We start from the raw sequence: 1,279 nt of genomic DNA, 5'->3' as shown, positions 1-1,279 counted from the left end.
GCGGTCCGGGACATCGCGGACAGCCCTGCCCCGCTGATCGGCAGCGTGGCCACGGCCGCGGTGCACACGTCGATCACGCCGACCCGGGCACCCCGTCGGGCGGCCTGCTCGGCGACCAGCACCTGGATCCGGGCGGACCGGCCCTCGGCCCTCATCCAGGCCACCGCGTCCAGCCGTCGTGGGCCCGTACGGAGAGATCTGGCGGCCGTCGACTCCCACCATGTTCCGTGCGCTGGTGGTCCCCCTCGGAGAGCGAACCGTAGCGATGCCGGAAGATGTCCAGCCATCTCCAGGAGAGCAGTGCGGTGAGGGTCGAACGGTCGTCCGGGTCCACCGAGGTGGCGTCGAAGCCGAGCGGCCGGGAGCCGTCGCCGCGCACCGGGAACCCGCGGACGCGTCCCCGGCGCGACCACTGGGGCGGGGCGGGTGGGGTCGCGGCGGGGGCGTCCCCGAGAGAAGGCGGCTGGGGCTCGAACGGGAGGCCCAGGAGGAGGAACCCGGAGCCGGTGAGGTCGAGTATCAGAGCCAGAGTCGGTGGTGGGTGGTGCAGTCGCAGGGTCCCGCCGGTCTCGGTGGTCTGCTGTGCGGCGCGCAGGAAGGTGTTGAGGCCGCTGCAGTCGCAAAAGGTGACGCGGGCGAGGTCGACGTCGATGGTGCGGATGCCGTCGTCCAGGCACCGTTTTAGTGCTGTGCGCACCAGCGGTGCCGATTCCAGGTCGATCTCACCGGCCAGGGTGATCAAAGCCCGGCTTCTTCGGTCTTGGCGGTAGATGGTGGGCTGCGGGAGGGGCATGACGCCTCGGTTCTGAAGACCGTCCGGCAGCCGACGCCGTGGTGCCGGATTCCCGGCCCCTCGTGGCGCGCTGTCGGCAGGGGCGACGTTCGGGGGAGAGGAAGCGAGGCCGGTCCGACAGCCTGTACGTCACGCCGGGCACCCGGTTCCCTCCAGGGATGGGCCGGGTGACGGACGAAAGGTCCACTCCCTGCGCCATCTGAGTCGTACATCGACAAAGCCGCCAGGGTCTGGGACGTCCGTACAGCAGCATAGTCGTCGCCCGGTGCGCGGGGCGGCCCGAAGCCGCCCATCTCAGGATGTGAACGGTGCCAGAACGCGGTGACGCGGGTATGTCCGGTGCCCTGCACGGTACTTGGGCCTGCTGCGAGAACGCCGCGGAACCTGACCCGGCTGAGGCGAGAGCCCGGGTTCTGCTAGCCGGTGGCCGAACTGAGGGCGATGTCGGCGGTGATGCGCTTGCCGACGGGTGTCTGCTCCGTGGTG

Annotated in this window: 1 protein-coding gene; it reads right to left on the bottom strand. The window is 70.8% G+C overall.

Annotation, left to right across the window (positions count from 1 at the left end; all coding sequences use genetic code 11):
• Nucleotides 1–151: 151 nt before the first annotated feature.
• On the bottom strand, nt 152–793 hold the full coding sequence (locus ACFWBT_RS43070; RefSeq protein WP_385710317.1) for an STAS domain-containing protein: 642 nt from the start codon (nt 791–793) through the stop codon (nt 152–154).
• Nucleotides 794–1,279 lie beyond the last annotated feature (486 nt).

Origin of the sequence: Streptomyces sp. NPDC060027, assembly GCF_042737005.1 — a bacterium.
GTDB lineage: Bacteria > Actinomycetota > Actinomycetes > Streptomycetales > Streptomycetaceae > Streptomyces.
Note: the sequence above shows the minus strand (reverse complement) of the source record. Positions and strands in the feature narration are given on the sequence as shown.

Bases quoted from the DNA above. Each gene is read 5' to 3' on its own strand.
- ACFWBT_RS43070 (WP_385710317.1), bottom strand. From the start codon at position 793: ATGCCCCTCCCGCAGCCCACCATCTACCGCCAAGACCGAAGAAGCCGG.